Below are 24,826 nucleotides of genomic sequence, written 5' to 3'. Positions count from 1 at the left end.
ATCAGGCCGCCTTTCGGGGGAAACAGGGAGCATCGGTGCGGACCGCGCTGCGCAGGCGCGCCGACCGGGCCCGGGGATTGATCGCCAGCTCCGCCTCGGACGGCGCAACCGGCTTGGCGACCGCGCGAAAGGTCGGCGCCGGGCCAGCTTCGGGCATCGGGCGATGGCGCGAACCCGCCGGCGCGGCGCCGCTGCGAGTGCGGAGGAATTGCTTCACGATCCGGTCCTCGAGGCTGTGGAAGGTGACCACCGCCAGCCGCCCGCCGGGCTTGAGCGAGCGCTCGGCCGCCTCCAGCCCCGCCTCGAGCTCGGCCAGCTCGGCGTTCACGTGGATCCGGATCGCCTGAAAGGTGCGGGTCGCGGGGTCGGTCTTCATCCCCGCGTGCCAGCCGAGCACCTTGCGGCACACCGCCGACAGCTCGGAGGTGCGGGTCAGCGGGCGCGCGGCGACGATCGCGCGGGCCAGGCCCCTCGCCTTGGGCTCGTCGCCATAATCGCGGATCACCCGCGCGATCTCGGCCTCGTCGGCGGTGTTGAGGAAGTCGGCGGCGCTCGGACCGTCCTGGCTCATCCGCATGTCGAGCGGGCCATCCTTGGCGAACGAGAATCCGCGCCCGGCCTGGTCGAGCTGCATCGAGCTGACCCCGATATCCAGCGTGATGCCGTCGACCGGCGACAGCTCGCGCTCGTCCAGCGCCTCGGCCATGCGCGAAAAGCGTTCGTGGACCAGGGTCAGCCTGGGATCGGGGACGAGTGAAGGCCCGTTGGCGATCGCGTCAGGGTCTTGATCAAAGGCAATCACTCGCCCCGCCCCCGCCCGGAGCATCGCGCGGGTGTAGCCGCCCGCTCCGAACGTGCCGTCGACATGCGTTTCGCCTTCTGAAATCGCGAGCGCAGCGACGACTTCGTCCACCAGTACCGGCAGGTGACCCCGGTTGGGCGCGGAATCACCCAGAGAAACGGAGGGGGGATTCCCGCTCATGCGAGCCCCCGTTCCTCGAGCCGGTACCGGCAGACGTCCTTGAGATCCTCGGGAATGCGATCGTCGCCGAGGAGCGTTTCGGGATTCCAGATCTGGAAGGTCTCGCCGACCCCCAGGAAAAGCGCGAGATCACCGATGCCGCCCTTGCGGCGCATCATGGTGGGGACGAGGATCCGGCCGGTGCTGTCGTAGGGCACCTCCTCGCTGACCGCGAAGGCCATGAGGTTGCTCTGCTGATAGGCGAGCTGGGCTCCTGCCTCCTGCTCGTTCTTCTCCAGCAGGCGCTCGATCTTGCTGTGCTTCAGCGCGGCATAAGCGGGATCATAAGCGCTGAGGCAGGGAAAGGTCTCGTGCTTGGCCAGAACGATGGTGCGGGCGTCGCCACGGCGTTCGATGATGGAGCGCAGGAAGGCGGGCACGGAAACGCGACCCTTCGCGTCCACCCCGTTTAAGGCACTGCCCTGGAACAGATGCTCCAATGCCACTGCGCAACCACTCCCCTTGCGCGGTGGACAAATTCCTCCCGTTCGCCGGAACGCGGGGTCACCGCGGCCGGCGACCGGCCCAACAACAATGGGATCAGCCCCGCGCTACACTCTGTGTGTAACGCGGGTAGGCATGGGACTCAATGGGATATCGTGGGAAAACATGGTCGGATCTGGAATATGGCCGATTTCCGCGGCTTTCTTGCATCAGTTCAGCCTTGATGTTCCCTTCTCGTTCCTACGGTGATGGCTGTGGATAAGTCTGTGAGCAGCGAAAAGCCAGCGAATCCCACGGCGTCCCACGGTGATTCCGTTGCCGCAGGCAATGCGTCGCGATCCGCTGCCCGCTCATCGCCTGACGGAACCGAGGGCGTTTAGCGTCCGTCCGACAGTTCATTCAGCAGCGCCACCACGGCCGCGCGCTGCTCCGGCTCGGCCGACAGCGCGAAGTCGGCGTCGGCGACGATCGTCGCATAGCCCTTTCCGATCCGGCACCGCGCCACCGCCCTGGTCGGCGACAGGGTGCAGGCGCCCCCCGCCCGGGTCAGCGACCCAAGCCCGCTCGCCTCCAGCCGGATTCCGCGCCCCAAGTCCGTGGCCGACGCTTCGACGCGCCCGTCCACGCCGTCGTCCAGCACCACGCCCCAATGCTTGAGCAACCCGGTGTCCGGGTAGCGCAGCGGCGGACGGAAGCGGTCGCCGAGCGGGCGGCTGCTCTCGAACCGCAAGGCCGGGTCGGCCAGTAGCACCAGTCGCCCGCCGTCCCGCACCCACCGGTCGAGCGCGACCAGCCGCTCGGCGGTCAGCGCCTGCGGCTGCGCCGCCAACAGCAGGCCGCCGGGCTTCAGTTGCTCGGGCCCGTCGACCGGAATGACCCGGTATTGGCCCTCGAGGTCGCCCAGCAAGGGGCTCCGGCCCTGGTCGAGGCCGAAGTTTTCGCCGAACGCGATCGGCAGGCTGCTCAGCAGGGCAAGCTCGGGCAGTTCGGTCGTCGCCGCCGGCTGGCTCCCCCCGCGGCAGGAACAGAGCGCCGCCGCTATTGCCAGCAGCAATCCAAGCCGCATCAGCGCGCGGGCGCGGCGCCCGCCTCGTTCTCGGTCGCGGGGCCCGGCGCGACGCCAAGCTCGCCCAGCGGATCGCTCGGCGCCTCGACGACGTTATTGGCGGAAGCATTGCTCACCGGATCCTCGCCACTGCGGATGATCACGGTGCCAAGGAGGACCATGACGAACACGAACGCCAGGCCGGTCAGGCCATATCGGATGCGCTGGATCGCGGTTCCTCCTACCCCCATCCGGTCAAATTATGCCCATCGCGCGGCTTTGCAAGCCTTCGCCATTGACCGTTCATCTCCCGACCGCGAAAGGCGAATCATGATCTACCGCCTCCCCCTCCTGGCGCTTGGCGCCGTTTTGACCCTTTCGGCCTGCAACGACGGTGGCCACACCATCGTCCAGCAGGGCCCCACCGACACCATGGCCAACGAGCTCGCCGCCGCGCCGGAGGTCCAGCTTCCGCCGGCCATCGTCGCCAGCAAGACCTATCGTTGCGACGGCAACAAGGTGGTCGAGATCGACTGGACCGAGCGTGACGGCAATCCCGCTGGCGCCAATTATCGCGTCGGCGCCGACACCGTCGCTTCGACCGTCACCAACGCCCCGGCCGAAGGCACCGGACCCTACACCGGCCCCGACGGCAGCAGCATCACCGGCACCAAGGACGCCGCCAGCGTCCAGGTCGCGGTCGCCGGCGCCCCCGCCATCACCTGCCGCGGCTAATCTCTCTTCCCCTCTGAACGCCCTATCGAACCCCGGCCCTCACCGGCCGGGGTTTTCGTTTGCGCTTCGACGGTCGCGCGGGGCGACGTGGGATGGCTGCTTTCGACCCAAAGCGGACATCAAGGCCGAGCGTCTGACAACACCTTTGAGGGCATCGGTTATCTGGACACGTGGCCGTTCGAGGTTGTTCTGAGCTGACCAGCGGAAGCCGCGCAGCATAAATAAAAAGGGCCCGCCATTTCTGGCGAGCCCTTCTAGATGCGTAGCTACAACCTTAGGCAGTCTGCAACACACCGCTTGCCTTACGACGGCGGCGCATACCCATACCGATCGCGCCGAAACCGAGCAGCATCATCGCCCATGTTCCCGGCTCGGGAACGGCTGAGGGAATAAAGGTGAGATTGCCGCCGTACGATCCCAGGCCGCGGGAAAGACCGGTCACCGTGATGTTGTTCAACTGGCCACTGAAGATGCTGACACCCGAAGTACCAGCGCTCTCAATCAAGCCGCCGGCAGTCCGACTGATGGTCAGAGCGGTTCCGTTCACGATCACCGACGTGAGATCCAGGTCAGTCGTGCTGAACTGCAGCGACGTGCTGGTAATGATCGAACCACTTCCCGTTCCGATCAAACCGCCGCCCGGCGGCCCGATGGTGAACAAGAAAGAGTCGCTGAATGAGACCGGGGCCTCAACCGTCCCGCCAACCTGAGGCGTGTTGCCAATGGTAGCAGTTACTGGGCTCGTGCCGGTAAATGGGTTGCCACTCACCACGAACACGGCTGGAGCGGGCGCGCCGGGAGTAATGATTGCCGCATCGGCCGTGCTGGCAAGTGCAAGCGCCGAAGCGGCTGCGATGACCCGTAAAAAGCGCTTCATACTCGGACTCCCCTGCAGTGGTTATCGATATGTTAACCGATTACTCCAAACCACTGGATATGGCAACGAGTTCCCAAGGGTGAGCGCGAAGTCAATCGATCGCGGAAGTTACCGGTCTTTCCGAGTGCGGTCCCTTCAATCTTAGTCGTTCACCGCATTGCCAGAACAGGCTGGCGCAGCGCTCGGAAGCTTTAGTTACTTGTTGAAAGATTTCTGCGAACAGTGTCCCGCTTTGATACGTAAGTGGGTGGGGCTAATCAGATGAAGCAAGAGAGGGTGGCCCTTGGCCTCCCCGAGTCGCGGCTCGATAGCAAAATGCTTCTGAATCGTGGTTTGGGCGATGGTGCATCTGCACGTCGTTGCGATCCGGATGTCCGAACTGGTGAGTGCCTCACCATTCGGCTGGCGAACACGGAAGGCCAGCGCAATGCGGCCAGCATGTTGCTAAGCCGAATGTATTCGTGGCGGGGTTATGGGAAGAACCACTCCCTCGTCACTTCGCCCAACTGCGTTACCTTCACGGCAGCTTGTCAGGACGAGGTGGTGGGAACGCTGACGCTTACAGTGGATTCCCGAGCAGGGCTGGCTGTCGATGCCACTTTCGCCGATAAAATTGCTCCGTTTCGGGCAGCACATGGAGCAAAGCTGTGCGAACTGACGAAGCTCGCTTTCGATTGGACAGGTTCATCGCACCAGCATCTGGCAGCGTTGTTTCACCTGGTCTTCATTTACGGATCGCGCCAGTTTGCATGCAGCGACCTGTTTATCGAGGTGAATCCCAGGCATCGGCGCTTTTATGAACGAATGCTTGGCTTCGTTCGCGTCGGTGAAGTGCGGACGAATGCAAGCGTCAACGCGCCTTCCCAACTGATGTGGCTAAATGTTGGGGCGATCAGGCGAATGATCACCGAAAACGCCGCGCGTCCGGAAAGCAACCAGCGCTCGCTCTACCGATATTTCTTCTCAACCGATGAAGAGGATGGCCTCTACGGAAGACTTACTGGCGCCCCATGTCGCGGAGCCGTGCCCGACTTGGAAGTGCTAACTGCTTACGAAGCACGCGAAACTTCTACCAAGCGCCTCCTAGGCATGTTGATAGGATCGAGGCTTAGGTCATGATTTCGACCGAAATAATCCGCAGGACGTTCTTGCATTGGCTAGTGATGTCGTTTGCATTTACTGGCTGCATCGCCGGTTTTGCTGGATTAGCCTCAACCATCGATAGCCGCGAGTTGAGCACCTTTCGTGTCGATGTCGGTCACTACTAAGCGGGCTTGCGACAAACTTTTTCAGACCGCTCGAAACTTGCGCCGGATATTGTTGTTTTAGGAAGACATCAGTCCCCTGGTATCTCGGCCCGCCCCTCTTGCCCAGGGGCGGGCCTTTTTTGGTTTTGGAGTAGGGACCTGCGGTAATTGAACTCTACCGCTGAGCGTATAGACATCGCTGACTGTTGACGAAGCAACAGGTCTAATGTCCGGTTTCCACCCATTGCGGACCTTGGCGGCGGGGCCGTAAGCAATTGCATGTCCGAACAAATGGAACCGCCGGCGCACGGCAAGGAGGCAACAACCTCACGGGTCCAGCCTGCAACCCTTGCGCCAATGCTTGCCCTGACGCTTCTGGCGTCCTGCGGTGAAGCGCCGCAACCCCCCGCAGCCTTCCTGTTCGACGGTCTCCCGGTGACCGGCAGCCTCGCGGATGCGCGGCGCGCCGGCTTCACCGCGTGCGTGTCGCACAATGTCGAGATGCGGTGCCGCAAGGAAGGCGTGTCCTTCCAGCGGCACGGGCCCTTCAGCGCTGCCGTTGACCTCGGGGGCGGCGATGGTGGGGGCGGTTTCGACCACCTGACCCTGTGGCACGCCTCGGATCAGAGCGCGCTGGTGGCGATCATCGATGAGCTCCGCAATGGCGGCTGGGACGAATGCCTGACACCGCTCGGGAGCGGCTGGGAAGGCCAGGCCATCTACCGGCGCAAGGACTCGCCGATCTTCATCGCCCTCGACCTGACCTACTGGGACAGACGCACCCTCAAGGTATATCCCGCTATGGCAGCGAACATTCCGCGATGCCGCGCTCAGCCCTAAGGGCAGTGCGCAGGTCCGCTTACCACCCATCACGGACGTTTGAGGATATCGTTTCGAGTTCGCGTACGTCTCATTTCAGGATTCCGAAGCCAGCATTGACGTTGACGCCCGTTAAACATGCGTTAACGTTCCAGTTGCTGGACAAAGTTCTTAAGGGGCCGACATGCTGAAAAATCTTCTTATTCTAGGTGCGGGAATATCTATGTTCACCGCTCCAGCCGCTGCGCAAGGTCTCATGGGTGCCACCGTCGATCTTACGACCCGTTACCCCAACGCCACCGCGGTTTACTCTGACCCGTTTACTAGCGTTGTAGTTAGCGATGGCGTCGAATACCCCCTGGGAAGTTTCCCGACGTACAATCCGAACTTCTCGGTGGATGTTGCGGCGAACAGCCTGACGATCACCAACCTCGTCGGGACGAACTTCGGCGACACTGCATTTAACGGATTTGCCCTTTCGGTATTGTCTGGCCCGTCGATCCTTTCGGCTTCAGTGAACCCTTCTTCGGCGTTCTCACCCATCAATGTGTTCGTACAGAACGGAACGCTCTTCGCGAACTTCGCTGGAGTGAGCACTACCGGTGGTTCGTCCGTCATAAACTTCACCACCAGTCGTGACGTTGCAGCGGCTGTGCCTGAACCGGGCACGTGGGCGATGATGTTGCTTGGATTTGGCGCAATCGGCGCAAGCATGCGTCGCCGTCGCCAAATGGGCGCTGCGATCGCGCAACTGGCGTAGCGCTGCTCCTACTTGCTCGAATGGGGGAAAAGGCATCGCTTCGGCGGTCCCTTTTTTTCTTTGCGTCCGCATGTCCGCTTCCCACCCATTGCGGACACTTGCCCTCCGCCTTGCAATGTAGGACTTCGCCTGCTCAGCTCTTTCGAGCGGTCCTCCGCGAGGCTCTTTCAACTCGTCGAGCTCGGCAGTCCTGGATGCCGAAGCGCAAAGGTCACAGCGTGTGACCTTTGCTCGCGCGCCTGAACCCGGGTTTTCCGCCATTGTCGTCAGAGCAGCAATGGCACGCCACCTGTGACCTTTGTGACCCCCTTCATCTTCCGGATCTTCCGCGGCGACAACTTCGCCCCCTGGATTGGCCAAAGCGCCCCGTCCCGCTACAGGCGCGGGCATGACCGCGATCTCACCGCAAGTCGTCGCCGACCACGGCCTCTCCCCCGATGAATACAGCCGCATCCTGCATGCGCTGGGGCGGGAGCCGAACCTGACCGAACTCGGCATCTTCTCGGTCATGTGGTCGGAGCATTGCTCCTACAAATCCTCCCGCGTCCATCTCAAGAAGCTGCCGACCACGGCGCCGTGGGTGATCTGCGGTCCGGGTGAGAATGCCGGGGTGATCGACATCGGCGACGGCGACGCCGCCATCTTCAAGATGGAGAGCCACAACCACCCCTCCTACATCGAGCCTTACCAGGGCGCGGCGACCGGGGTCGGCGGGATCCTGCGCGACGTCTTCACCATGGGCGCGCGGCCCGTCGCCAATTTAAACGCGCTTCGCTTCGGCGACCCCAGCCATCCCAAGATGCGCCACCTCATCGCCGGGGTGGTCGCGGGGATCGGCAGCTACGGCAATTGCGTCGGGGTGCCGACCGTCGGCGGTGAAACCAATTTCGACCCCGCCTACAACGGCAACATCCTGGTCAACGCGATGACCGTCGGCGTCGCCAGGACCGACAAGATCTTCTATTCCGCCGCCGCCGGCATCGGCAATCCGGTGGTCTACGTCGGCAGCAAGACCGGCCGCGACGGCATCCACGGCGCGACCATGGCGTCGGCCGATTTCGGCGAGGATTCGGACGAGAAGCGCCCCACCGTCCAGGTCGGCGACCCGTTCACCGAGAAACTGCTGATCGAAGCCTGCCTTGAGCTGATGGCATCGGACGCGATCGTCGCCATCCAGGACATGGGCGCGGCGGGCCTCACCTCCTCCTCGGTCGAGATGGCGTCCAAGGGCGGCGTCGGCATTCGCCTCGACATGGACGCCGTCCCCTGCCGCGAGACTGGCATGACGCCTTACGAGATGATGCTCTCGGAATCTCAGGAGCGCATGCTGATGGTCCTCAAGCCCGGCCGCGAGGCCGAGGCTGAGGCGATCTTCCACAAGTGGGAGCTCGACTTCGCAGTGATCGGTACCGTCACCGATACCGGCCACATGGAGCTGGTGTGGAAGGGCGAAACGGTCGCCGACATCCCGCTCGGGCCGCTCGCCGACGAAGCACCGCTCTACGACCGGCCTTCGCTATCGCCCGAGGATTATCAGGCCTGGGCGGAGGTGCCTCTGCTGGGCGAGGTGCCGGCGGGGACCGACATCGTCGGCGATCTCAAGACGCTCATGGCCTCCCCCGCCCTCGCCTCGCGCCGCTGGATCTGGGAGCAATATGACAGCCAGGTCGGCGGCGACACCGTGCAACGCTCGGGCGGCGATGCGGCGGTGGTCCGGGTCCACGGCTCGGCCAAGGCGCTCGCGATCACCACCGACTGCACCCCGCGCTATTGCTATGCCGACCCCTATAAAGGCGGCAAGCAGGCGATCGCCGAAGCCTATCGCAACCTGAGCGCGGTCGGCGCGACCCCGCTGGCGGTCACCAACTGCCTCAACTTCGCCAACCCGCAGCGGCCCGAGATCATGGCCCAGATCACCGGCTGCCTCGGCGGCATGAGCGACGCCTGCCGCGCGCTCGACTTCCCGATCGTCTCTGGCAACGTCAGCCTCTACAACGAGAGCAAGGCGACCGGCGGCGGCAGCGCGATCCTGCCGACCCCCGCGATCGGCGCGGTCGGTCTGATGCCCGACTGGTCGAAGAGCGCCACCATTGCCCTCAAGAACGAAGGCGAGACCCTGCTCCTGCTCGGCCACACCAAGGGCCATGTCGGCCAGTCGCTGTGGCTCGACGTCTGCCACGGTCGCCGCGAAGGCGCTCCGCCGCCGGTCGATCTGGCGGTCGAGCGACGTCTCGGCGAACTGCTGCGCAGCCTCATCGCCGAAGGTCTGGTCAGCGCGGTCCACGATTGCGCCGATGGCGGCGCGGCGGTGGCGATGGCCGAAATGGCGCTGGCGGGCGAAACCGGTTTCACCATGACGGTCGTGGCCGAGCTTCCCAATCCTGCCGCCATGCTGTTCGGCGAGGACCAGGGCCGGGCAATCGTCGCGACCGGCCAGCCCGACCGCGTCCGCGAACTGGCCGCCGCCGCGCAGCTGTTCAGCATCCCGGTCGGCACCACCGGCGGCGATGCCATCGTGTTCGACCTGATCGATCGCGGCGGCGAGCAGAGGCTCGTCCTCGCCGACCTGCGCACCGCCCACGAAGGCTTCTTCCCGGCGCTGATGGACGCGTGACGATCCGCGTCGGGGTCGGCGGCTGGACCTTCGAGCCCTGGCGCGGGACCTTCTATCCTGACGGCCTCGCTCACCGGCGCGAGCTCGAATATGCGGCGCGGCACCTGACCGCGATCGAGATCAACGCCACATCCTACGGTCGGCAGAAACCGGCGAGCTGGCGCAAGTGGGGCGAGGCGGTGCCTGTCGGATTCCAGTTCAGCCTCAAGGCGTCACGCTATTCGACCGTCCGCAAGGTGCTTGCCGACAGCGTGGGGTCGATCGACACCTTCATGAACCAGGGCTTCACCGAGCTCGGTGACAAGCTCGGCCCGATCAATTGGCAGTTCGCGGATACCAAAAGGTTCGAGCGCGACGACTTCGCCCGTTTCCTCGACCTGATCCCCGACTTTCAGGATGGTCTGCCGCTGCGCCACGCGCTCGAGGTGCGCCATCCGAGCTTCGCCGACCCCGCCTTTCTCGATCTCGCCCGGGCGCGCAACATGGCGGTGGTTTTCGCCGACCACGACGAATTCCCCCGCATCGACGAGCAGACCGCCGACTTCACCTACGCCCGACTTCAACGCAGCGTGGAAATGGTCAAAACCGGCTATGACGAAGCGGCCCTCGACGACTGGGCAAAGCAGACTCGAACGTGGGCCAAGGGCGGGCGCGATGTGTACGTCTACTTCATCTCGGGAGCGAAGGTTCGCAATCCGGCCGCTGCGAAGGCGCTTATCGCGCGTTTAGGGACCTGATCCCGGGACTGGATCCTCAGGCCGCGCGGACCTCGGCCCGCCCCAGCGCCGCCGCCACCGCATCCTGCAGCGCGCCGACGGTGAAGGGCTTGCGGAGGAGTTCGTGGCCCTTGAGATCCTCGCCCTCGCCGTCGCCGACATAGCCGGTGACGAACAGCACCCCTAGTTCGGGAAAACGCCGCTTGAGGTCCCGCACCAGCTCGGGTCCGGTCATGCCGGGCATGATGACGTCGCTGATGACGAGGTCGAACACGTGGCTCTCGAAGGCGGCCAGCGCCTCCTCGGCATTGGCGCAGGCGACCGGCTGATAGTCGAGGTCCTCGAGCGCTTCGATCGTCGCGCTGCGAACCCGCGGATCATCCTCGACCAGCAGGATTCGTGCGCCGCGGTGGCCGCCCGCAAACTCGCTGTGTATCTGCCCGGTGAAGGTCGGGTGCAGCCGGACTTCCGCGGGCTGGGCATGGCAGCGGGGAAGGAACAGGCTAACCACGGTGCCCACGCCCACCGCGCTGTCGATCGTCACCTCGCCGCCCGACTGGCGCGCGAAGCCGAAGATCTGGCTGAGGCCGAGCCCGGTGCCTTTGCCGACTTCCTTGGTGGTGAAGAAGGGCTCGAACGCGCGCCGCTTGACCTCTTCGCTCATGCCGCTGCCGGTGTCGGCCACCGCGATCCGGATGTAATCGCCGGCCGGCAAGTCACCGACCTCGCTCTCCGCCAGCGGAATGTCGCTGGTGGCGATGGTGATCACCCCTTCGCCTTCCATCGCGTCGCGCCCGTTGACCGCGAGGTTGAGCAGCGCGTTCTCAAGCTGATGGGGATCGACGAAGATCGGCCACTCGCCGCCGGTCGCCACCTTGACCGTGATCCGCTCGCCCAATGTCCGGTCGAGCAGGTCCTTGAGCCCCTCGACCAGTTCCGCTGGCGACACCCGCTCGGGCAGCAGCGGCTCGGCGCGGGCGAAGCTCAGCAGGCGGCGGGTCAGCGCTGCGGCGCGGGTCGCCCCGTCCATTGCATTGTTGAGATGCTGCATGACTTCGCGCTTGGGTCCGCCGAGCCGCCGCCGGGCAAGGTCGATCCCGCCGACCACCACCGCCAGCATGTTGTTGAAGTCATGGGCGATGCCGCCGGTCAACTGGCCGACCGCTTCCATCTTCTGGATCTGGCGCAGCTGCGATTCGGCCGCCTCGCGTTCCTCGGCCTCGGCCAGCAGCGCTTCGTTGGCGGCGGACAGTTCCTGCGTCCGCATCGCGACCGCCTGCTCGAGCGTATCGGCTTCGCGCCGGGCGATGAAGTTCTGCCGCACTGCCTGTAGCGCTAGGATGCCGAGCCCGATCGCCGCCAGCCCGATCAGCACGCCCAGCCACGACAGATAATCGGTCAGGCGATCAGCCTGGGCCGAGAAGAATTGCGTCTGCTCCATGCTGCTGCGCAGGACGGCGCGTTCGGACGAGGCGATCTCCGACAATTTGGCCCGCAGCTGTGAGCCAAGCGTCTTTGGGGCGTCCTGTTCCTCGCGAGTGAAGGAGTAGAACAGGCCGATCCCGCCCTCGCCCCGCGCGCCCGCCGCGGCCTGTGCAACACGACCCAGGTTCTCGCCGTGGCGGGAATAGAGGGAGCGCGCATCGGCCACCCGCTGCTTCTGATCGGGATCGTTGCGGACCAGCCGTTCCAGCTGCCGCAACTGGGTTCCGGCCAGCCGCCACTCGTTGATGTAGATGCTTCCCGAACTGCGCAGATCCTCGTCGAGCACGAAGCGCCCGAGCGCGGCTTCCGACCGTGCGATGGTCGCGTCGACGGTGCGCACGAGCAGGGTCACGTCATAGGCGTGGCGCTCGCGCTCCAGCGCGGAATCACGCGCCCGGTTGCTCATCGCGACCAGAAGCACCATGCCCAGCAGGATGAGCGCCGCCACCGTCGCCCCGGCAGCAGCCCCGAAGCGCCCTCCGTCGAACCCGTTGTCGTCGGTCCTCGCCCTCATGGGGAAACAGTCTAGAACCCGACAGGGCGGGGCACAACCATCCGTTCAGGTTGCTGATGCCAGATCAGGATTCATGCGTTTCCGCTCCGCCCTGCTGATTTGCCTGTCCGCCGCGAGCCCCGCCCTCGCCGCCCACCCGCTTCGCCTCTCGCCCGAGCAGGCGCTTGCGGCCGATGCGGAGCGCTATGCCGCCGCCTTCGGGGTCAGCGCGGAAGAAGCCGGGCACCGGCTCGACCAGCAGCGCGCCAGCACGGTAGTCACCGACAGGCTGCGGGTTCGCTATCGCGAGCGGCTGGCCTCGATCAGCGTGGTCCACCGGCCCGACTGGCATCTGCTGGTCCGCCTGACCCCGGGCGAGCAGCCGGCCAACACGGTGGAGACGGCCGGCGACCTGCCGATCCCGGTGCGTTTCACCACCGATGCCGCTGCCACCCGCGCGGCCGGAATCCGCCTGCTCGACCAGAGCCGCTACCTGCTGCCCCTGTTGATTCCCGGCTACCGCGGCGCCGGGCTAGATCCGCGCACCGGCGGGCTGGTGGTGATGCAGCGTCCGGCCAGCGACCAACGCCCGGCAAGCGAGGTCGAGAGCCTGCTTGCGGCGCGGCTCGGCCTTCCGGTGCGGGTACGCCGGCTCGATGCGGTGCTGGTCGACAGCGCGGCGATCGGCGGCGGGCGGGTCGAAGGTCCCAATGCCGAAGGCCGCCGCTTCCGCTGCACCACCGGCTTCGTGGTTCGCGACGCCGCGGGCAAGCTCGGCATCACCACCGCCGCCCACTGCCCGGATACGTTGATCTGGCGCGCGACCGATGGCGAGGAGCGCCTCCTGCCGATGCTGGGCGCATGGGGCGCGGCGCAGAACGACATCCAGATCCACGGCCGGATCGGCCCGGCCGAGCCTTTGGTATTCAGCGACCGCGACAAGAAGGTCGTGCGTCCGATCATCACCTGGGCGACGCGCCCGATGACCCGGCCCGGCGACTGGCTGTGCCTGCGCGGGGAAAGTTCGGGCTATGCCTGTTCGGAGGTCGAGCTGACCGACTTCGCCCCGCCCGGCGACCTGTGCGGGGGCCTGTGCACCTCGAGCTGGGTGACGATGCGCGGTCCCGAATGCCGGCGCGGCGACAGCGGGGCGCCGATCTTCCTTGGCTCGGTCGCCTACGGCACGCTCAAGGGCGGCGCCTATACCGCGAGCGGCGGCTGTGCCTTTTCCTATTATCAAAGCGTCGATTACCTGCCCGAAGGTTGGCGGCTGCTGACGGCTAGATAACCCCGACGCGGTTGCCCGCGGCCTCGAACATGCCGAGGATCTCGCCAACCTGCTCCTCGCTGTGAAGCGCGCACAGCGAACAGCGCAGCAGCGTCATGCCGGCCGGGGTCGCCGGCGGACGGGCGAGGTTCACGTACAGCCCTTCGTGAAGCAGCGCTTCCCACATCGCAGCACCACGCTCGAGGTCGGGCATGATCACCGCGATGATCGCCGACTGCGGCGTCTCGGTGCCCAGCGTGAAGCCGAGTTCCTTCAGCCCGCCGTGCAGCCGGCGGCTGTTGGCCCACAGGTGCGCCCGCTTGTCGGCCGCGCCGCGCAGCAGGTCGATCGAGGTCGCAGCGGTGGCGACCACGCTCGGCGGAAGCGAGGCGGTGAAGACGTACGGGCGGCAAACCAGCCGCAGAATCTCGAACTTGGGATGATTCGACACGCAAAAGCCGCCGACAGTGCCGACCGACTTGGAGAAGGTCCCGATGACGAAATCGACATCGTCGAGCACGCCCTGGTCCTCGGCCACGCCGCGGCCATTTGGGCCGATGAAGCCCATCGAATGCGCCTCGTCGACCAGCACCATCGCGCCCGCTGCCTTGGAGATGGCGACCATCTCCTTCAGCGGCGCGGTGTCGCCGAGCATCGAGTAGACGCCTTCCAGCACCACCAGCTTGCCCGCATCGGCCGGAAGCCGCTTCAGCCGCTTTTCGAGCGCTTCGACGTCATTGTGGCGGAAGGCGACGATCTGGGCATTGCCCAGCGCGCAGCCGTCGTAGATCGAGGCATGGCTGTCGATGTCGAGGATGACGTAATCGTCCTTCCCAGCGATCGTGGAGATGATCCCGAGATTGGCCTGGTAGCCGGTCGAGAAGACCATCGCATGGTCCATGCCGTAGAAGCGTTTGAGCGCTTCCTCGCACTCGCGGTGGCCCTGGTAGGTGCCGTTGAGCACCCGGCTGCCGGTCGTTCCCGCGCCATATTCGTCGAGCGCCTTGTGACCCGCCGCAAGCACCTGCGGGTCGAACGTCTGGCCCATGTAATTGTAGGTGCCGAGCAGGATCGTCCGCTTGCCGTTGCAGATCGCGACGGTTGGGCTCTCGACCCGCTCCATCACGAGGTTGAACGGGTCGGTCAGCCCGGTCGACAGCAAGGCCTCGCGCTGGTCGATCAGCGGCTGGAACTTGTCGAACAGGTCGGGGGCGGTGCAACCCCCTGACTTCATGTTGGCAGGCGCGGCCTTTCCCGGCTCCGCGACCATGGCGATCCCGGGGTCGGTCATGCCTGTCCCTCGAGCTCGCCGACTGCGTCGATCAACGTCCCCACGGTCTCGATCTCGGCCGCGCGGTTCATGGTGATGATGATGTCGAACTCGTCCTCGACCGCGGCGACGAAATCCATCACCGTCAGGCTGTCCCATTCGAGGTCCTGGGCGAAGCGCGTGTCTTCCCCGACCTCAATGCCCTTCTTGTTGAAGTCGCCGATGAGGCGGTGGATCCGTGTCTTTCGTTCGTCGCGGTCGGTCATGGCAATCTCGCTAGGGTTTTGCCCCTCTAAGCGCAACAAGGGGGCGAAATCCGGGCACGGCCACGCTAGGGCTGCGGCGATGAACGACAGCCTCCCGCCTTATGCCGAATTGCTGCAGCTGCGTGTCGAGCGGGGCGATGACGGGCAAAGCCTGTTCGTCATGCCGTTCCACGACGACGTAGTCGGTCGCCCTGGCTATCTTCACGGCGGCGCAATCGCCGGCCTGCTGGAATTTGCGGCTTATGGCGAGCTGTCGCGGGCGCTCGAGGGGCGCGAGCTCAGCCCCAAGCCCATCTCGGTGACGGTCGATTACCTGCTTGGCGGGCGGGACCGCGACACCTTTGCCGCCGCCACCATCGAGCGGCTGGGGGCGCGGATCGCCAATGTCGAGGCGTTCGCCTGGCAAAAGGATCGGACCACGCCGATCGCCAGCGCGCGTATCAACTTCCTGCTCGCGGCGGATTAAGCCCGGCGCCTAGCGGATCGCGCCGCTGCGGATCAGCCGCGGCAGCAGGGTCACCGCGGTCACCAGCGGATGCTTCTTCTGCCAGGCGCTGAGCTCGATCTTCGTGCCCGCGTGGCGGTTGATCTTCCACACGATATAGTCGGCGCCGCCGGCAAAGGTGGCGCTGGCCTTGGCCAGCCGGGCGACCGACAGCAATTTTCCCTCTAGGCGGCGACGGCCCCACGACCCGCCGCAGCGCTTGCCGCACGCCCGCGCCGCCGCCATCGCCGGCCCGAAGAACCGCAGGTAGCGCGCCGGGTCCTGGTCGACGACATTGACCCCGCGCTCTTTCTTCTCCGCGCGCAGCTCGGCGGAATAGGTCAGCGCAAAGGCGGCCTTCCACAGGTCGAGCGGCGGCTGGTCGTTGGGCACCGCGCTCAGCGCCGCGCTGAGCAGGGTCGGCGCGGCGCGCGACACCGCCTCGATCGCCCGTTCGCGCGCGGCCTCGTCCGCGACCCACACCAGCCGGCTCGGCTGGGCGAACCGAGCCCACACCGACACGCTGCGGGTCTCGGGCCCGTTGAGGCGGTGGAAGTCGGCCTCGCTCAGCACCGCATATTTGGCGATCAGCTCGCCCTGCGCGAAGGGAAAGACGTTGGGCGGAATCAGCCGGTTGGCGGCCGCCATCCAGCGCGCCGGATAGGCCTGGCGATAGTCGGAAACGATCAGGTAGAAATCGAGCATTGCGCCTTCGAGCGCGACGTCGCGCAGGCACGACCCGTAGAACAGCACGGCCCGCGAGGCCGCGCCATGCGCGGCGGCGATCCCCGCGGCCATGGCGGCGACCCGCGGATCGACGGCACGGCCGAGTTCCTCCGCTACCAGACCGCGAAGCTCGGCCATAGGCTCAGGCAGCGAGCCGGACAAAGGACAAGGGCGCGGCGCGGGTCAGCATGATCGGATCGCCGATCCCGGCCTTGAACAGCTCGCCGTCGAGGAACACTGACGAGCGGTCGCCCTCGATCGAGATTTCGTCGGCTTCCTCGAGGTGGACACCGGCCAGCTTCTTGTGGCCGAGCTTGCCCCCGATGGCGGCGAACAGCCCGCGCAGCATCGAGCTCGAGCGATGCTCGACCGCCAGAAGCTTGAGCGATCCGGTGCGCGCCGTCTTGACCTCGCTGCCGAGCAGCAGCCGTTCGAGCGTTGTCACCGCCAGCAAGCCGAAGCGGCCGCGCAGGGTCCCGTGGCGGCGTACCTTGACCACGATATGCTCGGGGCTTGCGGGCAGGAACCGGCCGGTCAGCCCGATCAGCGCCAGAAGCACCGCCATCGCCGCGATCACGTGGCTGACCCCGTTGGGCAGGCCGAGCGGATAGATCTTCTCGCGGCAGTAGAGCATCGTGTCGGCCAAGCCCGCGCCGCCGAGAAACATGCCGATCGCCGGAATCGGCAGCTTCTTGCTGGTCAGCGCGATCAGCTCCCGGGCGACAAGATGTTGTTCGAGATCGCCCGACGCGAGCTCGTGCAGGCGGCGCAGCGCTTCGATCGGGTCGCCCTGCGCGCCGAGGTCCAGCGCGATGAGGTTAGTCTTGCCGTTGGGCAGGACCGCGACCGGCGGCAGGTCGTCGCCGAAGTGGCTGCCGTTGACCAGTTCGGTCAGCGCCGCCTGGACGGTCCCGTCGCCGCCGTTGATGACCAGCACCTTGGGCCGGACCAGCGCGATGGTCTTGAGTGCCTCGCCGACCTGGTCGGCCCGTTCGACCTCGTAATGGAAGATGTCCGGATGCTCGGCGCAGAACGCCCTGATGCGGGGGAGTTGCGAGATGTTGCCAGTGGAGCGGGGGTTGCTGAGAAGTGCGATCCGAGCCTTGCCCATCAGCGGCCGGAGCCTCCGGCGGATGCTTGCGCGCGGGCCAACGCAGCTGCCTCTCGCGGCAGGGCTGTATGGGGAAGGCTGCGCATCTCTGTCACTTTCCTCGGCATCCAGGTCGCTCGCCCTACCCTTCGTCAGCTACGCTTCAGGCAGCGAACGCCAGACCGGGGACACGAACAATTGTGTCGTTGCGCTTGCTTTGCGGCCAAATCATGGTGTTGAGGGGCAGACCCGGAAGCTCATGCCACTCATCGACCGTTACATAGCCAGGGCGATCGCCATTCCGCTTGCCGGCACGCTGATCCTGGCGGCGATGCTGCTGGTGCTCGACAAGATGCTTCGGCTGGTCGACTTCGTGATCAACCTCGGCGGTCCGGTCAGCGTGGTATGGCGGATGCTGGCCAACCTGCTGCCCGAATATTTCGCGCTCGGCATCCCGATCGGGCTGCTGCTCGGAATCCTGCTTGCCTTCCGCGGCCTTGCCACCTCGAGCGAGCTTGACGCCCTGCGCGGGGTCGGCACCAGCTTCGGCCGGTTGCTGCGGGTGCCGATGGCCTATGCGATCGTGTTGGCGGCGTTGAACCTGTTCCTGGTCGGCTGGCTCCAGCCGTGGACGCATTACGGCTACGAACGGCTGCGCTTCGATCTCCGCTCGGGCGCACTCGGCGCCAGCCTGCAGGTAGGTGAGTTCAACACCCTGTCCAAGCGCTTCACCATCCGCATCGACCGCAGCGAGGCGAGCGGGACCCAGCTTCACGGCCTGTTCGTCCAGGCCGACGACCAGAAGGGCGGCGGGATCGTCGCCACCGCCTCGCACGGCCGGTTCCTCGCCACCGACGATCCCGACACCATCCTGCTGCGGCTGGAACAGGGCCGGCTGATCCAGCAGAACCCCAGCTTCACCACCCCGCGCACGCTCGGCTTCCAGAGCTACGACCTGCCGATCAAGCTGCCCCGCGTCGACAGCTTCCGCGCCCGAGCGCAGAACGATGCGGAGGAAATGACCCTGCCCGAGATCGTCCGCGCCAGCTATGCCGGCGGAGCGACCGGCGAGGCCAATCTCGCCGCCCGGGCCAACCTCCACTTCCGGCTGGTGGAGGTGATCCTGATGCTCTTGCTGCCAATGTTGGCGGTGGCGCTGGCGGTGCCGCCCAAACGTTCCAGTTCGAGCCTCGGAATCTTTATCGGGATCGTGATGGTGGTCGCCTATCACAAGGTCAATCAATGGGCCGAGGACGCCGGTGCGCGCGGCGACTTCCCGGTCGAATTGGTGATGTACGCCCCCTTCCTGCTGTTCGCCGGGCTGATCCTGTGGATGTATCTGACGCTCGCGACCAAGCCCGGCGGCCAGCCGATCGGTGCGCTGGAACGCGGTGGGGCCAAGCTTTGGGGCTTCATCAAGCGGCTGTTGCCCAATCCCCGCCGCCGCCACCTGAGCCGCGCGGGATGATCAACCTCAACTTCGTGCCTTCGTGGCGGCTCGCCCGCTATACGGTCTGGCTCTACGTCTCGCGCAGCCTGGCGGTCCTGCTCGCGCTCAGCCTGGTGCTGATGATGCTCAACCTGCTGTCGGAATCGGGCAAGATCCTAGCCGTGACCGGCAATGGCGAGAGCGAGCTGTGGCGCTATGTCGGCTACCGCTTCCCGCAGTTGCTGTCCTTCGCCTTCCCCTTCTCCTTCCTGCTCGGCGCGCTGATCACCTTCACCACGCTCAATTCGAACAGCGAGGTGGTGGCGATGAAGGCGGCGGGCCTGTCGGCGCACCAGCTGCTGACTCCGCTGATCGGCGCCAGCATCGCGCTCGCCGGCCTGTCGTTCGCCTTCAACGAACTGGTTGTGGTCAAGGGCAGCCGGCAATTGAGCGCATGGAGTGACAATGAATATCGTCCGGTGCCGCCCGACAGCGGAATCCTCAGCGACATCTGGGTCACCGCCGGTGACGATTATGCCCACGCCCAGCTCGTGACCGGCCGCGGCACCGGCGTCCGGATTCAGAAGTTCCTTCTGGTCGAGCGGCAGGACATCACCGTCGCGCGGCTGATCAATGCCGAGCGCGCCCGCCCCGACGGCAATGGCTGGCTGCTCGAAGACGTCAGCATCTATGATCCGGCGATGAATGCCGTGCTGAAGCGGCCGACCCTGCGGGTGATGGAAGGCGTCGAGCCGCAGCGCTTCACCCTCGCCAAGGTCGATCCCGACGCGCAGGACTTTGCCACCCTCAGCGACAATATCGCCGAGATGGAGCAGGCCGGCGTCAATACCGCCACGGCCAAGACCGGCCTCCTCCATAAATTGTCGCAGCCGCTGTCGACCGTGCTGATGCCACTCCTCGCAGCCATGGCCGCGTTCGGCCTCGCGCGCTCGGGCAAGGTGCTGCTTCGCGCCGCGGTCGGCATGGCGCTCGGCTTTGCCTATTTCGTGGTCGACAATTTCGCCGTCGCGCTCGGCAACATCGGCTCCTACCCGCCGCTGGTTGCCGCCTGGGCGCCGTTCCTCCTGTTCCTGCTGATCGGTGAGACCGTGCTCATCCGGTCGGAGGAATGATCTTGCCAACCTTTTGCAAACGCTGGAAAATGCAGGCCATGAAAGCACTCCTGGCAGGTTTCGCCGTCTTCCTCGCCGCCCCCGTGGCCGCCGCAGCGCCCAAGCCGGCCGCCAGGGCGCTTCCCGTCACGGTGATCGAAACCGGCGAGGGCTGGACGTTCGGCAAGGCCGGCGCGCCGCTGCTCGCCGAATATGCCAGCTATGGCTGCCCCCACTGCGGCCAATTCGCCGGTGCCATCTTCCCCCGGGTCGACGGGCTGGTAAAGGCCGGCAAGCTGCGCTTCGCGTGGCGGCCCTTCCTGGTCTTCCCGCACGACCGCGCCGCCGCGGTCCTGACCCGCTGCGTGGCGCCTGCCCGGCGGCTCGCCTTCATTGAGGCGCTGATGGCCCGGCAGGACGAGATCAAGGCCGCGCTCAAGGCCGCCGACGAGAATGAAACCTCGCGCGCCGCGCTCTACGAAGCCGAGCTGGCCGGCCCGATCAGCTACGCCGGAGCGGTGGCCAAGGCCTCCGGGCTCCTGCCGCTGGCGCAGAAGCACGGGCTCTCCCCTACGCAGGCAGGCGCCTGCCTGTCGAGCGGCGCCCATCACCAGTGGGTGACCAACGCCGACCAGACCGCCCGCTTGAATGGCGTCACCGGAACACCAACATTCACCTGGAAGGGGACGCGGATCCCCACCGGAACACCGGACGACCTGCTCGCCCTGCTGCCGCAATAGGACCATTCGTCCCATTGTCGCCGCATTGAAAGGGCAGGAGGAAAAACTGGTCGGCATGTCCCTTGCGGGCAGTCGCTTTCAAGCACGAACAAGGTCAGGCCACGTGAGCAGTAAGGTTAAGCCCGGAATCTGGAGGCGGTCGCATTACCTCGACCGGATGACCCTCAAGGACCTGTGGGTCGCTTATTTCCAGTATCCCGCGATCATCGGCTATCTCGCCCTCACCGCGGTGAGCGTGGCCGTGTGGCTGCGCTATCCCGCTACCCTGGCTCAGACCGCCCTGTCGGCGGCGGTCGTCGTCGTCCTCTATCCGCTGGTCTGGTACTGCCTGCACCGCTGGGTGCTGCACAGCAACTGGATGTTCAAGGTGCCGTTCCTGGCCTCGACCTGGAAGCGGATCCACTACGACCATCACCAGGACCCGAACCATCTCGAAGTGCTGTTCGGCGCGCTCCACACCACGCTTCCGACCATCGCGCTGGTGACGGCGCCGGTCGGCTATGCGATCGGCGGCGTCGGCGGCGCTGCGGCGGCGCTTGCAACCGGCCTGCTGACGACTTGCGTGTACGAATTCGTCCACTGCATCCAGCACCTCGCCTACAAGCCGAAGTCGAAGCTGATCGCCGAGATGAAGAAGCGCCACATGGCGCATCACTTCCACGACGAAAGCGGCAATTACGGCATCACCAGCTACTTCTGGGACCGCCTGCTCGGCACCTTCTACGACCGGCCCGAGCGCCCGGCCAAGAGCCCGACCGTGTTCAACCTCGGCTACACCGAGGAAGTCGCGACCCGCTATCCGTGGGTGAAGAAGCTGTCGGGCGGCATCGTCGCCACCGGCCATCCGCGCAAGCGAGGCGATAACCATGCTTCGGAGCGTGAAGCGGCCTGATCCCGCGATCGGGGCTCCTGCTCGGGCGCGAGAGCGGCTAAGCGCCGCCGGGTGACTGAACTCGACCTCGTTCCCGACAGTGAGCGCACCGGCCTGATCGGCGGCCTTCCCGCTTGGGTCCGGCCGTTTGCCAGCCTGATGCGGCTCGATCGCCCGATCGGCACCTGGCTGCTCTATTGGCCCTGCGCCTGGGGAATGCTGCTCGCCGGGGTCGACGGCCGCTGGAGCCTGCTTGCCTGGTTCCTGCTCGGCGCCTTCGCCACCCGCTCGGCCGGCTGCGTCTACAACGACCTGGTCGATCGCGACCTCGACTCGCGGGTTGCCCGCACCCGCCTGCGCCCGCTCGCTAGCGGACGGGTCAGCGCGCGCTCGGCCTGGATACTGATCGCCCTGCTCTGCCTCCTCGGGCTGGTCGTCCTGTTCCGACTCCCGCCAATCGCCCAGGTCACCGCGCTCGCCAGTGTCGCGCTGGTCGCGGCCTACCCGTTCATGAAGCGGATCACCTGGTGGCCGCAGGCGTGGCTCGGCCTGGTGTTCAGCTGGGGCGCGCTGGTCGGCTGGGCGAGCATCGCCGGGGGCCTCGATCCGGCCGGCTGGTGGCTGTGGGTCGGAAGCGTGTTCTGGGTGGTCGGCTACGACACGCTCTACGCTATCCAGGACAAGGAGGATGACGCTTTGGTCGGCGTCCGCTCCTCCGCCCGCCGGCTCGGCCGCAATGCGGCGCTCGGCGTAGGTATCTTCTATCTCGTCGCGCTCGGCAGCTGGGGGATCGCGATCTGGCTGGTCCGGCCCGAACCTCTCGCCCTCCTCGCGCTCGTCCCCGCCGCGCTCCACCTCGGCGGCCAGGTGCTTCGCGCCGATCCCGACGACGGCGACAAGGCGCTCGCCCTGTTCCGCTCCAACCGCTTCACTGGGCTGCTGCTGGCAATGGGTTTCGCAGCCGTAGGCTTGAGCAGCGCCGCTTAAACGCTACATCGCGTCGATGTTGAGCGAACCCCAAGCCGCCGATCTTGCCGCCTCCCTGGTCGAGGCCGCCCGCAAGGCCGGCGCCAGCGCCGCCGACGCGATGATCGGGATCAGCCGCTCGAGCGGCATTTCGGTCCGCCTCGGCGAACTGGAAGACATCGATCATAGCGAATCCTTCGAGGTGTCGCTGCGCTCCTTCGACGGCGAGCGCTCGGCCACCGTCTCCTCCGCCAGCCTCGACCCGGCCGGCTTCGCCGAATTGGCGGAACGCGCGATGGCCATGGCCCGCCAGGCACCCGAGGACCCCTTCGCCGGCCTCGCCGATCCTGCCCTGCTGGGCAGCGGTGTGAGCGACGATCTTGGCCTGTTCGACCCCACCGTGGCCGCCCTGTCCGACCTCGAAGCCCGCGCCCGGCAGGCCGAGCAGGCAGCCCGCGCGGTGGCCGGGGTCAGCAACAGCAACGGCGCATCATCGGGCTCGGGGCAGAACCTCGTCGCGCTCGCCACCTCGACCGGTTTCGCCCGCGCCACCCGCAGCAGCTTCTTCAGCTGCTCGGCGAGCGTGATCGCGGGAGACGCCGGCGCTCTGCAGCGCGACTACGCCTCGCACAGCAGCCGCTTCCTCGCTCACCTCGATGACCCGGAAGAGATCGGCCGCAAGGCCGGGGAGCGGGCGGCGGCGCGGCTGAACCCGATACGTCCGAGCTCCGGCGCCTGCCCGGTCTTCTTCGATCCGCGCGTGTCCTCCTCGCTGCTCGGCCACTTCGTCGCCGCTGTCACCGGCAGCGCGATTGCGCGCAAGACCAGCTTCCTGCTCGACGCACTCGGCACCCAGCTGTTCGGCCCGGGCATCGTCATCCGCGACGATCCCCTGCGCCCCCGCGGGCTGCGCAGCCGTGCGTTCGACGGCGAAGGGCTGCCCTGCCGTCCGCTCGACCTCGTTGCCGACGGGATCCTGACCAGCTGGCTCGCCACCAGCGCCGACGCCCGCCAGCTCGGCATTGCGCCGACCGGCCACGCCGGGCGTTCGGTCGGCGGCAGTCCGGGGGCAGGACCGTCGAATCTGGCGTTGCTGCCCGGCGCCAAATCGCGCGACGAGCTGCTCGCCTCCGTCCCCCGGGCAATCCTCGTGACAGAGTTGATCGGCCAGGGCGTGAACCCGGTCACTGGCGACTTTAGCCGCGGCGCGGCCGGTTTCGTGGTCGAAGGCGGCGTGATCGGCCGGGCCGTCGCCGAGATAACCATTGCCGGCAATCTCAAGCAGATGTTCGCCACGCTGGAGCCTGCGAGCGACCTCGAGCTTCGCCGCGGGATCGACGCGCCGACCCTGCTGGTGCCCGAAATGACGGTGGCGAGCGCCTAGGCGAGCTGCGCCAGCACGGCCTCAGCCAGCGTCCGGAATGCCGCCGCCGCGGGTCCGTCACCCGCCGCCGGAGGCCGCCCGGCATCGCTTTCCGCGCGCAGGCTGGCCGATAGCGGCAAGCGCCCGAGGAACGGCACGCCCAGCTCCGCCGCCGCCGCTTCGGCCCCGCCGCTTCCGAACGGGTCCGACGTTTCGCCGCAATGGGGGCATTGGTAGCCCGCCATATTCTCGATGATCCCCAGCACCGGCACGCTGGTCTTGCCGAACAGGTCGATCGCGCGGCGCGCATCGATCAGCGCCAAGTCCTGCGGGGTGGATACCACCACCGCCCCGACCGGCCGCGACTTCTGGATTAAGGACAATTGCACGTCGCCGGTGCCGGGCGGCAGGTCGACGATGATCAGCTCGGTGCCCGACCAGTCGCCCTCGACCAGCTGCGCCAGCGCGCCCGACGCCATCGGCCCGCGCCAGGCCAGCGCATGGCCGGGGCTGACCAGCTGCCCGACCGACAGCAGTTTCACCCCCTGCGCTTCGACCGGGATCAGCTGCTTGTCGCGCGCTTCGGGCCGCTCGCTGGTGCCCAGCAAAGTCGGCTGCGAGGGGCCGTAGATGTCGGCGTCGATGATTCCGACCTTGTGCCCCAAGCGCGCCAGCGCGATCGCCAGGTTGACCGAGACGGTCGACTTGCCGACCCCGCCCTTGCCGGACCCGACCGCTATCAGCTTCGGCCCTGCCGCCTTGCTCGCCGTCATCGCCACCCGCACCTCGGTCACGCCGGGCTGCGCGAGGGCCGCCGCCTTTAGCCGCGCTTCGAGCTCGGTCCGTTCTCCCTCGCCGAGGCCGGTGGCATCTGCGACCAGCGTCGCGACGCCGTCGAGAAGGCGGACCGAACGAAGGCGCGCCACGTCGGGGCCGAACGATTGTTGATCAAGGGTCATGGCCATGGGCGATTAGGCCTCCCCCGA

At 66.5% G+C, this 24,826-nt stretch carries 25 protein-coding genes; 14 read left to right on the top strand and 11 right to left on the bottom strand.

All coding sequences use genetic code 11. The features are described 5' to 3' along the window. Position 1: 1 nt before the first annotated feature. The 4 genes from rsmH to M1K48_RS12515 form a co-directional block, all read right to left on the bottom strand. Positions 2–982, bottom strand: a complete 981-nt coding sequence (rsmH, locus tag M1K48_RS12530) for a 16S rRNA (cytosine(1402)-N(4))-methyltransferase RsmH (protein ID WP_249503538.1) — start codon at positions 980–982, stop codon at positions 2–4. Next, positions 979–1,401: a division/cell wall cluster transcriptional repressor MraZ gene (locus M1K48_RS12525; protein WP_249503537.1), complete on the bottom strand. Its 423-nt coding sequence runs from the start codon at positions 1,399–1,401 to the stop codon at positions 979–981. Before M1K48_RS12525 ends, rsmH begins: the two co-directional genes overlap by 4 nt. A 440-nt stretch (positions 1,402–1,841) precedes the next feature. Then, the gene (locus M1K48_RS12520; protein WP_249503536.1) at positions 1,842–2,531 is read right to left on the bottom strand and encodes a GldG family protein; all 690 of its coding nucleotides are present in this window, start codon (positions 2,529–2,531) and stop codon (positions 1,842–1,844) included. Next, positions 2,531–2,761 carry a hypothetical protein gene (locus M1K48_RS12515; RefSeq protein ID WP_249503535.1) on the bottom strand — a complete coding sequence of 77 codons (231 nt, stop codon included), beginning with the start codon at positions 2,759–2,761 and terminating at the stop codon, positions 2,531–2,533. The genes M1K48_RS12520 and M1K48_RS12515 overlap by 1 nt, the downstream gene beginning before the upstream one ends. Positions 2,762–2,840: 79 nt before the next feature. On the opposite strand from M1K48_RS12515, the gene M1K48_RS12510 reads away from it, so the two are divergent. Continuing rightward, positions 2,841–3,245, top strand: coding sequence for a hypothetical protein (locus tag M1K48_RS12510; RefSeq protein WP_249503534.1), 405 nt, complete (start codon positions 2,841–2,843; stop codon positions 3,243–3,245). Between the two features lie 274 nt (positions 3,246–3,519). On the opposite strand, the gene M1K48_RS12505 is transcribed toward M1K48_RS12510, so the two are convergent. Next, positions 3,520–4,122, bottom strand: a complete 603-nt coding sequence (locus tag M1K48_RS12505) for an FxDxF family PEP-CTERM protein (protein ID WP_249503533.1) — start codon at positions 4,120–4,122, stop codon at positions 3,520–3,522. 276 nt (positions 4,123–4,398) lie between these two features. Between M1K48_RS12505 and M1K48_RS12500 the strand changes: the two genes are divergently transcribed. The 5 genes from M1K48_RS12500 (at position 4,399) to M1K48_RS12480 (ending at position 10,299) form a co-directional block, all read left to right on the top strand. Further along, entirely contained in the window at positions 4,399–5,241 is an 843-nt protein-coding gene (locus M1K48_RS12500) for an N-acyl amino acid synthase FeeM domain-containing protein (RefSeq protein WP_249503532.1), read from the top strand. Positions 5,242–5,726: 485 nt separating this feature from the next. After that, positions 5,727–6,209 carry a hypothetical protein gene (locus M1K48_RS12495; protein WP_249503531.1) on the top strand — a complete coding sequence of 161 codons (483 nt, stop codon included), beginning with the start codon at positions 5,727–5,729 and terminating at the stop codon, positions 6,207–6,209. A gap of 163 nt (positions 6,210–6,372) precedes the next feature. Further along, the gene (locus M1K48_RS12490) at positions 6,373–6,948 is read left to right on the top strand and encodes a PEPxxWA-CTERM sorting domain-containing protein (protein ID WP_249503530.1); all 576 of its coding nucleotides are present in this window, start codon (positions 6,373–6,375) and stop codon (positions 6,946–6,948) included. A gap of 388 nt (positions 6,949–7,336) precedes the next feature. Continuing rightward, positions 7,337–9,562, top strand: coding sequence for a phosphoribosylformylglycinamidine synthase subunit PurL (gene purL / locus M1K48_RS12485; RefSeq protein ID WP_249503529.1), 2,226 nt, complete (start codon positions 7,337–7,339; stop codon positions 9,560–9,562). After that, positions 9,559–10,299, top strand: coding sequence for a DUF72 domain-containing protein (locus M1K48_RS12480; protein ID WP_249503528.1), 741 nt, complete (start codon positions 9,559–9,561; stop codon positions 10,297–10,299). Before purL ends, M1K48_RS12480 begins: the two co-directional genes overlap by 4 nt. A gap of 16 nt (positions 10,300–10,315) precedes the next feature. On the opposite strand, the gene M1K48_RS12475 is transcribed toward M1K48_RS12480, so the two are convergent. Next, entirely contained in the window at positions 10,316–12,277 is a 1,962-nt protein-coding gene (locus M1K48_RS12475) for a response regulator (protein WP_249503527.1), read from the bottom strand. A gap of 73 nt (positions 12,278–12,350) precedes the next feature. Between M1K48_RS12475 and M1K48_RS12470 the strand changes: the two genes are divergently transcribed. Next, the gene (locus M1K48_RS12470; RefSeq protein ID WP_249503526.1) at positions 12,351–13,544 is read left to right on the top strand and encodes a S1 family peptidase; all 1,194 of its coding nucleotides are present in this window, start codon (positions 12,351–12,353) and stop codon (positions 13,542–13,544) included. On the opposite strand, the gene spt is transcribed toward M1K48_RS12470, so the two are convergent. After that, a complete protein-coding gene (spt, locus tag M1K48_RS12465) occupies positions 13,537–14,757 on the bottom strand; it encodes a serine palmitoyltransferase (RefSeq protein WP_249505259.1) in 1,221 nt (406 codons plus the stop codon). The two genes, M1K48_RS12470 and spt, sit on opposite strands and share 8 nt — an antisense overlap. A gap of 53 nt (positions 14,758–14,810) precedes the next feature. Next, positions 14,811–15,059, bottom strand: a complete 249-nt coding sequence (locus tag M1K48_RS12460; RefSeq protein WP_249503525.1) for an acyl carrier protein — start codon at positions 15,057–15,059, stop codon at positions 14,811–14,813. A gap of 79 nt (positions 15,060–15,138) precedes the next feature. On the opposite strand from M1K48_RS12460, the gene M1K48_RS12455 reads away from it, so the two are divergent. Continuing rightward, positions 15,139–15,525, top strand: a complete 387-nt coding sequence (locus tag M1K48_RS12455; RefSeq protein ID WP_249503524.1) for a PaaI family thioesterase — start codon at positions 15,139–15,141, stop codon at positions 15,523–15,525. Positions 15,526–15,534: 9 nt separating this feature from the next. On the opposite strand, the gene M1K48_RS12450 is transcribed toward M1K48_RS12455, so the two are convergent. Then, a complete protein-coding gene (locus tag M1K48_RS12450) occupies positions 15,535–16,407 on the bottom strand; it encodes a hypothetical protein (RefSeq protein ID WP_249503523.1) in 873 nt (290 codons plus the stop codon). Between the two features lie 4 nt (positions 16,408–16,411). Further along, positions 16,412–17,380 (bottom strand): acylglycerol kinase family protein, encoded by a 969-nt coding sequence (locus M1K48_RS12445; RefSeq protein WP_249503522.1) that lies wholly within the window; start codon positions 17,378–17,380, stop codon positions 16,412–16,414. A gap of 238 nt (positions 17,381–17,618) precedes the next feature. On the opposite strand from M1K48_RS12445, the gene lptF reads away from it, so the two are divergent. The 6 genes from lptF (at position 17,619) to M1K48_RS12415 (ending at position 23,861) form a co-directional block, all read left to right on the top strand. Next, positions 17,619–18,827 carry an LPS export ABC transporter permease LptF gene (gene lptF, locus M1K48_RS12440; protein WP_249503521.1) on the top strand — a complete coding sequence of 403 codons (1,209 nt, stop codon included), beginning with the start codon at positions 17,619–17,621 and terminating at the stop codon, positions 18,825–18,827. Beyond that, on the top strand, positions 18,824–19,921 hold the full coding sequence (gene lptG, locus M1K48_RS12435) for an LPS export ABC transporter permease LptG (RefSeq protein ID WP_249503520.1): 1,098 nt from the start codon (positions 18,824–18,826) through the stop codon (positions 19,919–19,921). Before lptF ends, lptG begins: the two co-directional genes overlap by 4 nt. Before the next feature lie 38 nt (positions 19,922–19,959). After that, positions 19,960–20,640, top strand: a complete 681-nt coding sequence (locus M1K48_RS12430; protein WP_249503519.1) for a DsbA family protein — start codon at positions 19,960–19,962, stop codon at positions 20,638–20,640. Positions 20,641–20,797: 157 nt separating this feature from the next. Continuing rightward, complete coding sequence (locus tag M1K48_RS12425) at positions 20,798–21,532, top strand: sterol desaturase family protein (protein ID WP_249505258.1); 735 nt, start codon at positions 20,798–20,800, stop codon at positions 21,530–21,532. Between the two features lie 51 nt (positions 21,533–21,583). Further along, positions 21,584–22,498: a 4-hydroxybenzoate octaprenyltransferase gene (gene ubiA, locus M1K48_RS12420; protein ID WP_249503518.1), complete on the top strand. Its 915-nt coding sequence runs from the start codon at positions 21,584–21,586 to the stop codon at positions 22,496–22,498. A 16-nt stretch (positions 22,499–22,514) separates the two neighbouring features. Then, positions 22,515–23,861 (top strand): TldD/PmbA family protein, encoded by a 1,347-nt coding sequence (locus M1K48_RS12415; RefSeq protein ID WP_249503517.1) that lies wholly within the window; start codon positions 22,515–22,517, stop codon positions 23,859–23,861. On the opposite strand, the gene M1K48_RS12410 is transcribed toward M1K48_RS12415, so the two are convergent. After that, positions 23,858–24,805 (bottom strand): Mrp/NBP35 family ATP-binding protein, encoded by a 948-nt coding sequence (locus M1K48_RS12410; protein WP_406696770.1) that lies wholly within the window; start codon positions 24,803–24,805, stop codon positions 23,858–23,860. The genes M1K48_RS12415 and M1K48_RS12410 overlap by 4 nt on opposite strands. Between the last annotated feature and the right edge of the window lie 21 nt (positions 24,806–24,826).

Source organism: Sphingomonas glaciei (assembly GCF_023380025.1).
GTDB classification, from domain to species: domain Bacteria; phylum Pseudomonadota; class Alphaproteobacteria; order Sphingomonadales; family Sphingomonadaceae; genus Sphingomicrobium; species Sphingomicrobium glaciei.
Note: the sequence above shows the minus strand (reverse complement) of the source record. Positions and strands in the feature narration are given on the sequence as shown.

What these genes read in the sequence shown, in the direction of transcription:
- M1K48_RS12430 (WP_249503519.1), top strand. Translation starts at nt 19,960, where the DNA reads ATGAAAGCACTCCTGGCAGGTTTCGCCGTCTTCCTCGCCGCCCCCGTG.
- M1K48_RS12450 (WP_249503523.1), bottom strand. Translation starts at nt 16,407, where the DNA reads ATGGCCGAGCTTCGCGGTCTGGTAGCGGAGGAACTCGGCCGTGCCGTC.
- M1K48_RS12515 (WP_249503535.1), bottom strand. Translation starts at nt 2,761, where the DNA reads ATGGGGGTAGGAGGAACCGCGATCCAGCGCATCCGATATGGCCTGACC.
- M1K48_RS12520 (WP_249503536.1), bottom strand. Translation starts at nt 2,531, where the DNA reads ATGCGGCTTGGATTGCTGCTGGCAATAGCGGCGGCGCTCTGTTCCTGC.
- M1K48_RS12410 (WP_406696770.1), bottom strand. Translation starts at nt 24,805, where the DNA reads ATGGCCATGACCCTTGATCAACAATCGTTCGGCCCCGACGTGGCGCGC.
- M1K48_RS12475 (WP_249503527.1), bottom strand. Translation starts at nt 12,277, where the DNA reads ATGAGGGCGAGGACCGACGACAACGGGTTCGACGGAGGGCGCTTCGGG.
- M1K48_RS12415 (WP_249503517.1), top strand. Translation starts at nt 22,515, where the DNA reads ATGTTGAGCGAACCCCAAGCCGCCGATCTTGCCGCCTCCCTGGTCGAG.
- lptG (WP_249503520.1), top strand. Translation starts at nt 18,824, where the DNA reads ATGATCAACCTCAACTTCGTGCCTTCGTGGCGGCTCGCCCGCTATACG.
- M1K48_RS12495 (WP_249503531.1), top strand. Translation starts at nt 5,727, where the DNA reads ATGCTTGCCCTGACGCTTCTGGCGTCCTGCGGTGAAGCGCCGCAACCC.
- M1K48_RS12455 (WP_249503524.1), top strand. Translation starts at nt 15,139, where the DNA reads ATGAACGACAGCCTCCCGCCTTATGCCGAATTGCTGCAGCTGCGTGTC.
- M1K48_RS12505 (WP_249503533.1), bottom strand. Translation starts at nt 4,122, where the DNA reads ATGAAGCGCTTTTTACGGGTCATCGCAGCCGCTTCGGCGCTTGCACTT.
- M1K48_RS12425 (WP_249505258.1), top strand. Translation starts at nt 20,798, where the DNA reads ATGACCCTCAAGGACCTGTGGGTCGCTTATTTCCAGTATCCCGCGATC.
- purL (WP_249503529.1), top strand. Translation starts at nt 7,337, where the DNA reads ATGACCGCGATCTCACCGCAAGTCGTCGCCGACCACGGCCTCTCCCCC.
- M1K48_RS12460 (WP_249503525.1), bottom strand. Translation starts at nt 15,059, where the DNA reads ATGACCGACCGCGACGAACGAAAGACACGGATCCACCGCCTCATCGGC.
- rsmH (WP_249503538.1), bottom strand. Translation starts at nt 982, where the DNA reads ATGAGCGGGAATCCCCCCTCCGTTTCTCTGGGTGATTCCGCGCCCAAC.
- M1K48_RS12445 (WP_249503522.1), bottom strand. Translation starts at nt 17,380, where the DNA reads ATGGGCAAGGCTCGGATCGCACTTCTCAGCAACCCCCGCTCCACTGGC.
- lptF (WP_249503521.1), top strand. Translation starts at nt 17,619, where the DNA reads ATGCCACTCATCGACCGTTACATAGCCAGGGCGATCGCCATTCCGCTT.
- spt (WP_249505259.1), bottom strand. Translation starts at nt 14,757, where the DNA reads ATGAAGTCAGGGGGTTGCACCGCCCCCGACCTGTTCGACAAGTTCCAG.
- M1K48_RS12510 (WP_249503534.1), top strand. Translation starts at nt 2,841, where the DNA reads ATGATCTACCGCCTCCCCCTCCTGGCGCTTGGCGCCGTTTTGACCCTT.
- M1K48_RS12490 (WP_249503530.1), top strand. Translation starts at nt 6,373, where the DNA reads ATGCTGAAAAATCTTCTTATTCTAGGTGCGGGAATATCTATGTTCACC.
- M1K48_RS12470 (WP_249503526.1), top strand. Translation starts at nt 12,351, where the DNA reads ATGCGTTTCCGCTCCGCCCTGCTGATTTGCCTGTCCGCCGCGAGCCCC.